Below are 14219 nucleotides of genomic sequence, written 5' to 3'. Positions count from 1 at the left end.
GAACTTGTGTCACGCTCCCGTGAGTCGGGCAAGGGCGTCATCCATCGCTTGCACCGGCAGTTCGATAAGCCTCGGTGCCTCGGTGAACAGCAGTGCTGCCGTCACCGCGCGGCCGGGGTAAAGCGGCTGGAGCAGCGCGCGGTAGAGCGCCAGCTGCAGGATATAGGCCGGCGGCACCTGGGCCAGGCCTGCGGGCGCCGGCCGGTTGGTCTTGTAGTCGACGATCGATACGCGCCCGGGCGTCACCGCCAGCCGGTCGATCTTGCCGGAGATCGAGCGCAGCCTGCCCTTGACCTCAAGGCTGCCCATCACAGCAACTTCGGCGCGGGACGACGGCGAAAACAGCCCGGCAAAACGCGAATCTCTGAGGATCGCCATCACCGAAGCCAGCGCCTTGTTGCGCTCGGCCTCCGGCCAGTCGGCGCCGGCTCGAATGAGATACTGCGCCGCCGCGCCTTGCCGTTCGTCTTCGGCAAAACCGGGCAGCATCTGCAGCAGCTTGTGCAGCGCCAGCCCGCGCATCACCGCAAAGCCCGGCTCCGCCTCGCTGTCCAGCACCGGCGAGCGGGTATCGACAACAGCTTCCTTGGCCTCGTCGATCAGCGCCGACGCGCCGGAAGGCGACAGCGGGCGCGGCAGCTCCTCATAAGGCGGCAAGGGCCGGAACAAGCCCACCGGCAGCGGCGGCACCTGTTGCGGCAGCCGCGCCTCGTCGGCGGCTGCCAGCGCCACCGGCGGCAGCTTGGTGATGACGAAGCGATGCACCGGCTCGCCGCTGGCGGGATGATGGCGCTCCGTGCTTTCCGGCGCTGCCAGCAGCGCGCGGCTGACGATCGAATGCCAGGTGCCGGTGCTGGGCTGACGCTTGCCGTGATAGCCGCAGACGATCAGCCGGTCCTCGGCGCGTGTCATGCCGACATAGAGCAGCCGCCGGTATTCGTCGTCGGCAAGCTCCCGCGCCCTGGCCGAGGCTGCCTTTGAGAAGCCGTTGGCGACATCGGCGGCCGAGCGCCAGAGATAGCCCTTGCCGTCGAAATTGCGGCCCGAAGCGTCGAACGGCATGAGCCGCGGCAGATGCTGGTCGCTGAACGGCGCCGACCCGCCATCGACCAGGAAGACAACAGGCGCTTCCAGGCCCTTGGCGGCGTGCACGGTCATCACGCGGACCTCGTCGCGCGTCTGGTCCATCTCGCGCTTGATCTCCGGGCCGGTGTTCTCCAGCGTCGCCAGAAAGGCTTCCAGCCCCGGCAGTCCGGTGCGTTCCTCGGCCAGGCAGAAACTCAGGAATTCGTCGAGGATGTCGCCGGCTTCCGGTCCAAGCCGGGCGATCATCTTCTTGCGCAGGCCGTCGCGCGCCAGCACCCCGGCGTAGAATTCGAACACGGGCCGGAACGCCGCCTCGTTGGCCCAGCCGTCGAGCCGGGCAACGACATCGGTCAGCGCGGTATTGTCGCCAGCATGCTGGCGTAGTGAGGCGATCAGCGATGTTCCGGCTGGCCGTCCGGCGCCAAGCGTAAAAAGCGTCTCCTCCGACACGTCGAAAACCGGGCTGCGGAGCACGGCGGCGAGCGACAGATCATCCTGCGGCTGGATGAGGAAATGGCCGAGTGCGATCAGGTCCTTGACCGCGATGTGGCCGGGCAGGCTCAGCCGGTCGGCGCCGGCAACGGGAATATCGCGGTCCTTCAGCGCGCGCGACAGCGCATGGACGAAGCGGTCGCGCTTGCGCACCAGCACAAGAATGTCGCCGGCCCTCAGCCTGCGTCCCTTGCCCTCGATGATCTCGCGGTCCTTGAGCCAGGCCTGGATGATCGCAGCCACGTGCTCGGCCACCCGCACAGCCGGCGCGCTGGCATGATTGACCGGCAACGTCCAGTCGTCGGGCTCCTCGACGGCGTCAGCGCCGAGCGACGGCCAGACCTCGACATAGCCAGGCGCGTCGTTGCGGATCGCCTTGTGGTCGAGCGGATCGGGGTCATGGCTGATGCCGCGCCGCACGCCCGGATCGGCAAAGACGCGGTCGACGGCGGCAAGCACGTCGTCGGTCGACCGGAACGACCAGGTCAGTTTCAGGTCGGCAAACGAAGCATTGGCGGCGTTCACACGTCCGGAAAACAAGAGCCGGCTGTCGGCGAAGGATTCCGGCGCGGCACCCTGAAAGGAATAGATCGACTGCTTTTCGTCGCCGACGGCGAACACCGTGCGATTGGTCGTGCCGCGCTGGCCGTGGCCGGCAAAGAACTCCTCCGCCAGCCGCTTCACCACCTCCCATTGGTCGGGGCTGGTGTCCTGCGCCTCGTCCAGCAGGATGTGGTCGATACCCTGGTCGAGCTTGTACTGCACCCAGGGTCCGGCATCCGGCCGCGCCAGAAGGTTGACGGTGCGGGTGATGAGGTCGTTGAAGTCGAGAAAGCCGCGGCTGCGCTTCAGGCGCTCGTACCGCACGATCAGCCAGTCGGCTATGGTCAACGCCGCGACCGTGCCTTCCAGCATCCGGAACAGCGCCAGCCGGTCGGAGACCTCTGTTATCGCCTTGACGGCCGCCAGATAGCGCTCGGGAAGGTCGGGCAGCCGGCCGAGCAGCGCCTTCTTGAACAACTTTGAGGGATCATAGGGGTCGCCATCGGCCTTGAGAAAGGCTTTGCCGAGCATCTGCAGCCGGCGGATCGGGTCCGTCTCGGCAAAGGCCAAGCGGGCATAGGGCAAGAGATTGTTGAGCACGGTGCGGGCGTCGGTGGCCTCGGCGGCACTGGCGAACTCTGCAAAGAAGTCCGGCAGGAAACCCGGCAGCGGCCATACCGATGCCGCTATGTCTTCGGCGCTCTGCCCGGGGCGAAAATGGAATTCGTCGAACAGGGCCTGAAAGCCGGCGCCGTCGCGCCGGACCGCATCGATGAAGCCGCGTAAGCCGTCGCGCTTGCGCACGATTTCGGCGAGCAGCGCATCGAGCCCGTGTTCTCCGCCGCGCTCCAGCACGGTGGCAAAGGCCTCGGCCAGTCCGGCGTCTCCGGCTGACGTGCCCGAAATCATGTCGCGGCGGGCGCCGGCAAATAGCGAGGCCTCCATCTGCGGATCGAGCATTTCGAAATGCGCCGGGATGTTGGCCTCCAGCGGAAACTGGTGCAGCACCGATTCGCAGAAGGCGTGGATGGTCTGGATCTTCAGCCCGCCCGGCGTTTCCAGCGCTTCGGCAAACAGCCGGCGCGCCCGCCGCATCGTGTCGCGGTCGGGCCGGCGGCCGTCCACCGCCTCAATCTTTGTGGCAAGCTCGGCATCGCCGAGCGCTGTCCATTCCGACAGGGTCGAGAACACGCGGTTCGACATGTTGGCGGCGGCCGCCCGCGTATAGGTCAGGCACAGGATCTTCGACGGATCGGTGCCGTTGAGCAGCAGCCGGATGACGCGCTGGGCCAGCACATGCGTCTTGCCCGAGCCGGCATTGGCCGACACCCAGGCCGAGTTCTTCGGGTCGGAAGCGCGCGCCTGGCTGGCGGCGGTTTCGCTGGGGACGGGATAGGCTTTTTTCATGCCTCCCCGCCCTCGTCATCGCTGTCGCCGCCGGCCGACCATTCGAGCACGCGCGCCAGATGGTCGTAATCGCCATCGCTCTCGCCCTCGCGAAAAGGCAGCGCCCGCGACAGGTAGCCGGTCGTCGGATCTGCATAATGGACCAGCAGCTTTTCCAGCCGCGCCCAGGCCTCCTCGGCGAGGTCTTCGGCGGTCCGGGGCTGGCGGTTGTAGTCGAGGATGGATTCCTCGAACACTTCGCCATTCGGCTTCAGCCGCACAAATGCAAGCTGGGAGGGCTCGCGCGCGCCAAGCCCCTTGAAGGCGCCGCGCCGGAGCAGCGCCCCTTCGAGCGCCAGCTGTGGCGCCAGCAACGTGTGGGCCTGCGCCTTGGACGGCGAGGAGCCGGTCTTGTAATCGAGAATGTCGGCCATGCCGCCGGCCAAAAGGTCGACGCGGTCGGCATAGCCGGACAGCGTCACGCCGGTGCGGCCGACAGCGGTCTTTTCGGCGCGCTCCTCGGCATGCCGCCGGGCGACGGCGGGAGCGCGGCCGCGCTCCCATTCGATGATGTTGGCGGCAAGCTTTTCGAAGCGCGGCCACCACACAGCCTCGACGTCGGCGGGCAGGGCGATCTCGGCAAAGCAGGTCCGGCCGGCGGCGATAAGGCGCTCCAGGGCTTCCGGCGCGCGCGGGTCCGCAACCTCTGTCGAGAACAGATGCAGGATGTCATGAAACAGCGTGCCGCGCTCGGCCGCGCCGGGGTCGCGGATCACCGGCTCGAGCGGCAGAAGGCTCAGAATACGCTTGGCATAGACCGCATAGGGGTCGCGGCGCAGCGTCTCGATCTCGGTCACCGAGAAGTGGGTGGGCCGCATGCTTAGCGGTGGTTTCGGCTGCGGTCGCGGCGCGAAATGCTGCCGCTCGCCGGCATCGAGCGCGCGCGCCCAGGCAAGCAATTCGTCGCCGCGTCCGCGCAGTGCGGCCGCTGGATCCTTGCCGATGAAGGTGAGGATGCGCTGCAGCCAGCGCGACGGCACCGCCGGTGCGTCGCCGGCTCGGGCGGAGCGCGTCAGCACCACCTTTTTCGCCCCCATCGCCATCTGGAAGTCGTGGGCGGCAAGGCCGATACGGCGCTCCGGCGGCTCGAGATCGATGCCGGTCTTCATCAACCGCGACATGAAGCGATCGCTTTCCGGCTTGCGTGGCCACACGCCCTCGTTCAGCCCGCCAATGACCAGCGTGTCGACATTCTGCAGCCGCGCTTCCAGCGCCCCCCAAATGGCGATGTTGCGGTCGGTGCCTTGCCCGGGCTTGACCGTTTCCGGTGCTACCAGCGCGTCCATCACATCAGGCCATTCGTCGGCCGGGAAGTCGAACGATGCAGACGCGGCGACCACACCGCGCAGCAGCTCGGCGAGTTTCTCGCCGGCGTCGCCGGCATAAAATTCAGCCAGGCTGCCCTGCGCCGTGCGGCCGAGATTTTCCAGCGCGGCGACGCTCGCTCTGGTCAACGCGACGAGATCGGCATTCTCTTCACCGCGAAAGGCGGTCAGCGGCGCCAGCGCCGCCACAAGCCGGCTCAGCATATCGCGGGCATCGTCGATGCCGCGCACGCTCAGGCGCGAAAACCAGAAGGGCTGGCGCTTGTCCCCGCTCAGCCCGGCGAGACGCTCCTCGAACAGTGCTGGCAAAGAGGCGATGTCGGGGCGTCCGGTGCCGCCGCGCAGCGCCACGAGTTCGATGAGCTCGGCGGCATGGCGCACGCCGGTGCGCTCAAGTCCGAGCCCGAGCAGCGGATGCTTGAGCAGCGACAAAAGGCCGACGGGATCGCCCGGCCGGAATACCGCTTGAAGTGTGAGCCGCAGCAGGCTGGCGGCAGGCGTGTTGGCGAGCGGCGTGCCGCCGGAATCGTCGGCGATCACGCCGAAGCGCAACAGCTCGGCCGAGACGCGCCGCGCCAGCCCGCGGTCGCCGGTAACGAGAGCTGCCCTGTGTCCAGGCTGTTCCACGGCCGTTTTCAGCGCGATGGCGATCGCCGCCGCCTCGTCGCGTTCGCTGGCGGCTTCCACCAGCGTCACGTCGGCGAAGGCCTCGGCGATGTCTACGGCGTTGAAGCGTATGCGGGTCTCGGCCCATAATTCCGTGGTCTCGGCCGGCCGCAGCGCCTCGCCGACAAGGGCCGCACGGAGCGCCAGTGCGGGCTCGGCGGAGACCACTTCCTCGACATCGCCACGCAGCACGCCGATCTTGCCGATCAGCTTGGCCATGCCGTATTGCGGGTGGCCGAGCAGTGCCGGCCGCGCACCGGGCGCCGCAATCGCGGCAAAAGACGGTTCGTCCAGCATCCCATCGAGCCCGGGCAGCACCACGGCGCCGTTGGGCAGGCTGGCGACCGTGGCAAGCAGTTCAGCCGTGGCGGGAATAGAGCCCGTCGAGCCGGCGGCGATCACCGGACCTTTGGGCGGATTGCGTTCCAGCCGCTTCGCCTCGCGCCGGATCAGCGCATTGCGGTGCGCGGCCGGGTTGGAACGGTCGCGCTCCTCAAGCAATTTCGGCCAGGCCTCGGTGACGATGCGGAGGAAATCGAGCGTCACCAGCCACCAGCCGGCAAGATTGCCGGTGACCAGATCGGCAAGCCTGGTCCAGTCCGTGCCTTCGGTTTCGATCTCGTCCATCAGCCGGGCGAGGTCGCGCGCCAGCCAGATCGCATCGGCGGCGGAGGCCGGCACGACGATCTCTTCGTTGAACATATCAAGGACATGCGCCGGCAGGGTGCGCTTCCAGGCCTGCACCAGCGGCGCCAGCAGCAGCAGGCGTTCGATGGCTGCGATCGGCGGCGCCATTTCAAGCTCGGTCGGCGTGCCGGCGTCGAAGGCGGCTTCGTCCTGGTCGAACTCTCCGAGCGGGCGGATGACCGGCAGGATCGCCGAACGGCGGCTCCCTCCCGGTCCCGAAAGCGCGTCGACAAAGGCGCCGCGCAGCGCGCGGGCCGCGCGCCGCGTCGGCACATAGATTGTGACATCAGCCAGCGCCAGCGGATCGCCGTCGAACCGGAAGCCGGGCACAAGCTGTCCCGCCAGCAAGGCTTGCGCCAGAGTCGGCAGGAATGGCGCTCCGGGCGGGATCGAAAGAACGCGGCGCGCGCCGCTCATACCACCTTCGCGAGAGCTTCGGCGGCGGCCGCTTCCGCCTGCGGAATGGCGTCGGGAGTGCCGACGGTGATCCAGCTTCCGCGCATCTGCATGCCGAACAGACGGCCAGAGGCGATTGCCTTGTCGAAATGGGTGTTGAGCGAATGCGCCCCGGCCGGCGCATCCCTGAAGATGGCGGGATTGACGATTGCCGCTCCGGCATAGATCAACCCGGCCGGATCGCCTTTCGAGCGCCGCAGGCCGCCATCCGGCGCCATGAGGAAATCCGTGCCGACACCGTGTCCGGTGGCCGAGTCGAGATCGGTAAGCATCAGCAGAATATCCATTTTCGCGCCGTCCCATGCAAGGGCAAGGCGTTCGAGGCTGGGCTGGCCGCTGTCGATCCAGAACGTATCGGCGTTGATGATGTAGAAGGGGTCGCTGCCCAGCAGCGGCAACGCTTTGACGATGCCACCCGCCGAATTCAGCAGCGCGTCGCGCTCGTCGGAAATGACGATCTTTGGCGCCCGCCTGTGGGCTATATGGGCGACGATCTGGTCCGGCAGATAGTGCACGTTGACGATTGCTTTCTCGACGCCGGCCGCTTCGAGACTGTCCAGCCCCCAGTCGAGCAAGGTCCTGCCGGCGATCCGCACCAGCGGCTTCGGCATGGTGTCGGTGATCGGCCGCATGCGCTTGCCAAGACCCGCCGCCAGCACCATCGCTGTGGTCAAGGTCACGGGAGCCGTTCCTCCAGCAGGCCATGTGCCATGTAAAACTCCTTCAGCTGAGCCAGCGCCGGGTGCGCCAGCGCCCGCCTGAGATAATCGCGGATGCGCGGCAGGTGTCGGAGATAATAGGGCTTACCGTCGCGCTTTTCGAGCCGCACGAAAATGCCGAGGATCTTCGAATTGCGCTGCGCCGCCATGATCGCATAGGCTGCGCGGAAGGCGTCCTCATCGAAGCCGCCGGCGGCGTGGCGCGCAGCGACATAGGCGTCCACGGTCCGCTGCTCGATATCGGGCGAAACGGTGACGCGGGCATCCATGGCCAGCGACGCAACGTCATAGGCCGCAGGACCCATCAGCGCGTCCTGGACGTCGACGATGCCGAGGCGGTCGTGGCCTTTGCGGTCACCGCGCCAGATGATGTTGGGCGAATGGAAGTCGCGCAGCATCAGCGTGTATTCCTGTGTGTCCAGCCGATCGAGAACCGCGTTCCATTCCCTGTGATAGCCGGCGCGTAAAGCCTCGCTTGCCGGGCTGCCGGTCACCATCGGCACATACCAATCGACCAAGAGATCGGCTTCGATCAGCATGGCGTCGCGATCGAAGGGCGGCACCTCGTGGAAGACGCCTGGGACGGCTTCCATGCGCGGCAGCCAGGTCTTGCCATGCATCATGGCCAGCAATTCGGCTGCTGCCGCGTAGCGCTCGGCCACCGGCTCACCATTGCCGTCGAGAAAACCTTCCGAGCCCAGATGCTCCAGCAGCAGAAACCCTTGCTCGAGATCCTCGGCATGGATTTTTGGGACACTGACACCTTGCGCCAGCAGCGCCTTGTCGATGGCGACGAAAGCGGTGACCGACTGCGCCGTGTGGGCGATCACGGCATAGGGCTTGCCGTCGCGCACCGGCGGCCCCAGCACCAGCCTTGGCGAATTCATCAGCACGCGCGGCGCAAGGCCGGCGAGCGAAACAATCTCGTAAGAGCGCGCCGAGGCGTCGCCGACGAAATGGCGCCGCGCGGCGTCGCCCCAACCGGCCGTTTTGAGGAAATCGCGCATCGCCAGCGATCGCGCCACGCGTTCGAAGGCAACGCCTTGGCCCGATAGTTTCGCCAATCGTCCTTCGTCCTGATGGACGAGTTCGATCCAGATCGACGTTCTCGGAAGAGCGGCCTCCGCCCGTTCCGGCCACTCGACAAGGGCAGCGCCCTGCAGCAGCGCCTCGTCGAAACCCAGCTCGTCCATCTCGCCGGCCGAGGACAGGCGATAGAGATCGAAATGGTGCACGGGGATGCGCGTGTCGTAGCTTTGCACCAAGGTGAAGGTAGGGCTCGGCACATCGAGGCCGGCATCATCGGCCAGCGCCCTGATCAGGGCCCGCGCCAGCGTCGACTTGCCGGCGCCGAGATCGCCCTTGAGCGCCAGCACGTCGCCCGGCCGCAGCGCCATGGCCAGGTCTTCGCCGAGCCTTGCGGTCGCAGCCTCGTCGGCGAGAAAACGCTCCAGCACAACAACGGTCATCGAGCGCGCTACTCGGCCGCGGCGCGGATGCCCGACGGTGCATCGGGGAAGGTGCAGATGACGGTGGTGCCCTTGTCCTTGCCGGTCTCGATGCGCACGCTGCCGCCGTGCAGCTCGACAAAGCTCTTGACGATCGACAGGCCTAAGCCCGCACCGCGCCGGCGCCCGCCATTGGTGCGCGGCTCGAAGCGGCGGAACACCGAATCGAGCAGGTCCGGCGGCATGCCGGGGCCGTTGTCATGGACGGAGAATTCCACACCTTGCTCCAAATGCCGGCAGGCAAGCGTGATAGTGCTCGCCTCCGGCGCGTAATTGGCGGCGTTGCTGAGCAGATTGTAGAGGATCTGGCGAACCCGGGTCTCGTCGCCGTGAAAACTCTTCGGCGCCGCAGCGGCGTCGATCCGGAGCTTGATCGAATGCTCTTGCAGCCGGTCGGCGACCAGTTCGGCCGCGGCCTCGATGGTGCGCTCGACGCTTACTTCCGAAATGTCGAGCTGCATGATGCCGGCGTCGACGGTGGCGAGGTCGAGTATGTCGTTGACGATGGTGAGCAGCACCGAGGATGACGAGCCGACATGCTCGACATATTCGCGCTGCTTTGGGCTGAGCGGCCCGGTCGCCGGCAGCGACAGAAGCTCGGTGAAGCCGATGATGTTGGTCAGCGGCGAGCGCAGCTCGTAGGAGACATGCTGCACGAACTCGTTCTTCAGCTGGTCGGATTTCTGCAGCGCTTCGTTCTTGTCCTTCAGCGCGCGCTCGACATTGACGCTGTCGGTGACGTCCACAAAGGTCATCATCACCTGGCCGTTGGGCAGCGGGATGACGGCGTAGCTGAGCACTGTGCCGTTCTTCAGTTCGGTCTGGCCATGGCGGTCGCGGCGCTCGTCGTCGAAACCGGTGATGGCGGCGACGAACCCGCCCCACGGGCTGTCGACGGCGCGCTGGTCGCTGAGATCGCGGATCGCCGAGACATGGACGTTGGGCTTGATCACATCCTGGCTCAGTCCCCACAGCGCGACAAAGGCCGGGTTCGACAGGCGCAGCCGCCCATCGGGACCGAACACGGCGACGCCTTCGGCCAGATTGTCGAGCGTTTCGCCCTGGACCCGCACCGCCGTCTGGTAGCGGCTTTCCAGGTCCATCTTCTCGGTCAGGTTCTCGAACACCCAGGTCACGCCGCCCTTCGGCTGCGGGTTGGCCACCACGCGGATGGTCTTGCCGTCGGGCAGATGCCACCAATGCTCTTGCGATTCCACCGCGCGGTAGGCACCAAGCAGGCCTTCTTTCCAGCGCCGCCATTCCGGCTGCTCGGCGATCTTGCCTTCGCTGCGCAGCCGGTCGAGCAGCAGCGCATTGTCGGGCGCGCTGTGCAGGAAGCCCGGGTCCAGCCCCCACAGTTTCTGGAACGCCTGGTTGAAGAAGCGCAACTTCTCGTTGGCATCGAAGATCGCCACCGCCGTGTTGAGCTGGTCGAGCGTGTCGGCATGGCTGCGCACCGTGCGCTCATATTCGCCGCGAATGGTTTCGGTGGCGCTGGTGTCGCAGGCAAGGCCGGCCGAGCCGTCGGCACCGGCGAAGTCGGTGACGGCGAACACGCGGCGGTCGCCCTCGATCACTGTCGACAGCGTTTGTTCGAAGATTGGGCGCGATTTGTGCTGCGCGGCGATCTGTTCGCGCGCTTGGGCGCCGAGGAATTCCTTGGCTTCGCGCACGGCGGTCTCGGCGTTCGGTGCCTCGACCGCTCCGGCATAGGCACGGTTGACCCATTTCAGCCGCCCGTCGGTGGCGCGCAGCCAGGCCGGCATCGGCAAGGCGTCGAGCAGGCCGATCATGGTCTCGTAGTCGGCGGCCAGCCGCTGGTTCTCGATCTTCAGCCTGGCTTGGCTCCTCTGAGTTTCCGACAGCGAGACGAAGCGCACCAGCACATGCGCGGCGCTCTTGCGGCCATGCACTTCAAGCGGCGCCCCGGCCTGCGATTCGATCACGAGATCAAAGGGTTTCGCTTTCTCGCGCAGACCAGCGACGGCATTTTCGAGCGCCGCCGCCGAGCGCGGCATCAGCCAGCGGCCGAAGGCGAGGAAGGCTGCACGGTCGTCCGGCGCACCGCTTTCCAGCGGCAGCGTGCCGATCAGCTCCGGCTTCTTGTTCTCCGACGCCCAGACGATGACGCGCTGGTCACGCAGATTGAGCAGCGCCTCGGAGCGCTGCAGCGCCGCATTGATGTCGGCAATGCGGGCTCTGAGTTCGACATTCTGCGCCGAGGTGCGGGCTCTTTCGCGGATCAGGAAGATGGCCGAGACCAGTGCCGCGCCCATGACGCCGACGAACATGGCGAGCTGGATGACTTCGACCGCGCTGACCGACAGTCCGGCCTTCTGCGCAATGGCCGGCTCGGCATGGGCGGCAAACGAGGTGAGCGGGCCGGCAAGAGCTGAGGTGGCAAGAAAGCCGGCGGTGCGGGCGCCAACGCGCCTCTTCAGGCCACCGCCTGTCGTGACGGAGCCATTGCTATCGGAATCGTCATGGCCGCCGGAAACGGCCGATCCCGCGCGAGGCGGGTTTTCCCCCGGCATGCCTTGGTCCTCTTCGCCGCCTGAATGCAAGACCGCCTAGATCAGGATCACGTTTGATGAAACGCCCTTCTGACCTAACTCTTTTCTAAAGAGCATGATCTTTTCCGAAAACCGCTTCCCACTTTTCGCTGACGCGGTCCTTCGGTTCGAATCATGCTCTCGATGCGTACGCCGGCCTCGTCCCCGGCCCACGAATCAGCACAATAGCGCGTGCTGGAATCGGCGTGAAGAATCATCCGCGCAAAAAAGAAGCCGGGCGAAAAGTCAATCGCCCGGCTTCAATATCTAGTGGTAAACGCCGCTTTGGCTAATAGCGGTAGTGTTCCGGCTTGAACGGACCCTGCGGGGTCACGCCGATATAGGCGGCCTGTTCGCCGGAAAGTTCGGTCAAGCGGGCTCCAAGCTTGTCGAGATGCAGACGCGCCACCTTCTCGTCGAGGTGCTTGGGCAGCACATAGACCTGGTTCTGGTACTGGCCGGGCTTGGTGTAGAGCTCGATCTGCGCCAGCACCTGATTGGTGAACGAAGCCGACATCACGAAGCTCGGATGACCGGTCGCGTTGCCGAGGTTGAGCAGGCGCCCCTCGGACAGCAGGATCATCCGCTTGCCGTCCGGGAAGGTTATCATGTCGACCTGCGGCTTGACGTTGGTCCATTGCAGGTTGCGCAGCGACGCGACCTGGATCTCATTGTCGAAGTGGCCGATATTGCCGACGATCACCATGTCCTTCATCGAGCGCATGTGGTCGAGGGTGACGACATCCTTGTTGCCGGTGGTGGTGATGACGATGTCGGCGGTCGGTGCGGCATCTTCCAGCGTGACGACTTCAAAGCCGTCCATCGCCGCTTGCAGCGCGCAGATCGGATCGACTTCGGTGACCTTGACGCGGGCGCCGGCGCCCTTGAGCGAAGCCGACGAGCCCTTGCCGACGTCGCCATAGCCGCAGACGACCGCAACCTTGCCGGCCATCATGGTGTCGGTGCCGCGGCGGATGCCGTCGACCAGCGATTCCTTGCAGCCATATTTGTTGTCGAACTTCGACTTGGTGACCGAGTCGTTGACGTTGATCGCGGGGAACGGCAGCAGGCCCTTCTTCTGCAGCTGGTAGAGACGGTTGACGCCCGTCGTCGTCTCTTCGGTGACGCCGCGAATGGCTTCCTTCTGCTTGGTGAAGAAGCCGGGTGAGGCCTTCAGGCGCTTCTTGACCTGGGCGTAGAAGTATTCCTCTTCCTCGCTCTGCGGGTTGGACAGCACGTCCTCGCCGGCCTCGGCGCGGGCGCCGATCAGTATGTACATCGTGGCGTCGCCGCCATCGTCGAGGATCATGTTGGAGAGGTCGCCATCGGCCCACTGGAAGATCCTGTCGGTGTAGTCCCAATACTCCTCGAGCGACTCGCCCTTGACGGCGAACACCGGGATGCCGGCCTCGGCGATGGCCGCGGCCGCATGGTCCTGGGTCGAGAAGATGTTGCACGATGCCCAGCGGATATCGGCGCCAAGCGCCTTCAGCGTCTCGATCAGCACCGCCGTCTGGATGGTCATGTGCAGCGATCCGGTGATGCGCGCACCTTTCAACGGCTTCTTGTCGCCGAATTCCTCGCGGCAGGCCATCAGGCCCGGCATTTCGGTTTCGGCGATATCGAGTTCCTTGCGGCCCCAGCCGGCAAGCGAGATGTCGGCGACCACATAGTCCTTGCTACCTGTCATGGCAGTGCTCCGGTGTGATTTGTCTTCAGAATGCGCCTGCGCCACACGGCGCGTCGAAGGGCGCGGAATGCCGGCCTGACTAGCAGATCGCCGCCAAGACGACAATGGGATATAAAGAAATCTTTATGCGCGTATGTGTTTACGGGGATGCATGCCGCCCAAAAGTATCCCGCGGTTTGGGGCAACGGCGTTCAAAGCAAAAACTTCAGCACTCTTCGCCGAAGCGCGAGGCGACCAGCTGCTCCAGCGCGTCCATCGCCGCTGCGGCTTCAGCGCCGCTGGCGGTGACGCGGATCGAATAACCGGGGCTCGCCGCCAGCATCATCAGCCCCATGATCGAGGTGCCGCCGACCTTGAGACCATCCTTCTCGACATGGACGGTGGCGTCGAAGCCGCTGGCGACCTGGACGAACTTCGCCGAGGCGCGCGCATGCAGGCCGCGCTGGTTGACGATCGGGAACTCGCGCACGATCTCACCAGGCGACAGCGCGTTCATTTGCTGCTCAGCAGCTGACTTGCGACGTTGATGTATTTGCGCCCCGCGGCCTGCGCCTCGTCGAGCGCGGTCGCCATGTTGTCGCCCTTGCGGATCGACGACAGCTTGATCAGCATCGGCAGGTTCATGCCGGCGATGACCTCGGTGCGACCGGATTCCATCACCGAAATGGCGAGGTTGGAAGGCGTGCCGCCGAACATATCGGTCAGAACGATGACGCCGGTCCCGGTGTCGACGCGGCCGACGGCGTCGACGATATCGCGCCGACGCTGCTCCATATCGTCATCGGCGCCGATTGCCACGGTTTCGAAATTGTCTTGTGGCCCCACGACATGTTCCACGGCATGGCGGAACTCGGCGGCCAGTTGACCGTGCGTTACAAGCACGAGTCCGATCATTCTATGGTGGCTCCCGTCATCGCCGCTTCACAGGCGCTTTTTATGCTCGCCGGCCATCCCAGGCGGCGGGAGCGCTATCTTGTCGACGCGCGGCGCGTTGACAAGCCCAAAATTGCGTCGGCCATGGCCAATTTGACGCATTGCAGCAAAAAACC

General features: G+C 65.8%; 8 protein-coding genes. All 8 read right to left on the bottom strand.

Annotated features, from left to right (window positions below; genetic code table 11):
* Positions 1 to 9: 9 nt before the first annotated feature.
* Positions 10 to 3528, bottom strand: coding sequence for a double-strand break repair helicase AddA (gene addA, locus NKL04_RS24245; RefSeq protein ID WP_023702074.1), 3519 nt, complete (start codon positions 3526 to 3528; stop codon positions 10 to 12).
* Complete coding sequence (addB, locus tag NKL04_RS24240) at positions 3525 to 6662, bottom strand: double-strand break repair protein AddB (RefSeq protein ID WP_352724493.1); 3138 nt, start codon at positions 6660 to 6662, stop codon at positions 3525 to 3527. Before addB ends, addA begins: the two co-directional genes overlap by 4 nt.
* Positions 6659 to 7363, bottom strand: coding sequence for a nucleotidyltransferase family protein (locus tag NKL04_RS24235; RefSeq protein ID WP_027049083.1), 705 nt, complete (start codon positions 7361 to 7363; stop codon positions 6659 to 6661). Before NKL04_RS24235 ends, addB begins: the two co-directional genes overlap by 4 nt.
* Positions 7364 to 7377: 14 nt before the next feature.
* Positions 7378 to 8889, bottom strand: coding sequence for a tRNA (adenosine(37)-N6)-threonylcarbamoyltransferase complex ATPase subunit type 1 TsaE (gene tsaE / locus NKL04_RS24230; RefSeq protein WP_023702076.1), 1512 nt, complete (start codon positions 8887 to 8889; stop codon positions 7378 to 7380).
* A gap of 8 nt (positions 8890 to 8897) precedes the next feature.
* Positions 8898 to 11462, bottom strand: a complete 2565-nt coding sequence (locus NKL04_RS24225; protein WP_023672300.1) for a sensor histidine kinase — start codon at positions 11460 to 11462, stop codon at positions 8898 to 8900.
* Between the two features lie 307 nt (positions 11463 to 11769).
* Entirely contained in the window at positions 11770 to 13170 is a 1401-nt protein-coding gene (gene ahcY / locus NKL04_RS24220; RefSeq protein WP_023702077.1) for an adenosylhomocysteinase, read from the bottom strand.
* Between the two features lie 205 nt (positions 13171 to 13375).
* Entirely contained in the window at positions 13376 to 13666 is a 291-nt protein-coding gene (locus NKL04_RS24215; RefSeq protein WP_023672303.1) for an HPr family phosphocarrier protein, read from the bottom strand.
* Complete coding sequence (locus NKL04_RS24210; protein WP_023672304.1) at positions 13663 to 14064, bottom strand: PTS sugar transporter subunit IIA; 402 nt, start codon at positions 14062 to 14064, stop codon at positions 13663 to 13665. Before NKL04_RS24210 ends, NKL04_RS24215 begins: the two co-directional genes overlap by 4 nt.
* Positions 14065 to 14219 lie beyond the last annotated feature (155 nt).

Origin of the sequence: Mesorhizobium sp. C264A, assembly GCF_040324515.1 — a bacterium.
GTDB lineage: Bacteria > Pseudomonadota > Alphaproteobacteria > Rhizobiales > Rhizobiaceae > Mesorhizobium.
Note: the sequence above shows the minus strand (reverse complement) of the source record. Positions and strands in the feature narration are given on the sequence as shown.

Coding starts and splice junctions, on each gene's coding strand:
- ahcY (WP_023702077.1), bottom strand. CDS start 13,170: ATGACAGGTAGCAAGGACTATGTGGTCGCCGACATCTCGCTTGCCGGC.
- NKL04_RS24225 (WP_023672300.1), bottom strand. CDS start 11,462: ATGCCGGGGGAAAACCCGCCTCGCGCGGGATCGGCCGTTTCCGGCGGC.
- NKL04_RS24235 (WP_027049083.1), bottom strand. CDS start 7,363: ATGGTGCTGGCGGCGGGTCTTGGCAAGCGCATGCGGCCGATCACCGAC.
- addB (WP_352724493.1), bottom strand. CDS start 6,662: ATGAGCGGCGCGCGCCGCGTTCTTTCGATCCCGCCCGGAGCGCCATTC.
- tsaE (WP_023702076.1), bottom strand. CDS start 8,889: ATGACCGTTGTTGTGCTGGAGCGTTTTCTCGCCGACGAGGCTGCGACC.
- NKL04_RS24210 (WP_023672304.1), bottom strand. CDS start 14,064: ATGATCGGACTCGTGCTTGTAACGCACGGTCAACTGGCCGCCGAGTTC.
- NKL04_RS24215 (WP_023672303.1), bottom strand. CDS start 13,666: ATGAACGCGCTGTCGCCTGGTGAGATCGTGCGCGAGTTCCCGATCGTC.
- addA (WP_023702074.1), bottom strand. CDS start 3,528: ATGAAAAAAGCCTATCCCGTCCCCAGCGAAACCGCCGCCAGCCAGGCG.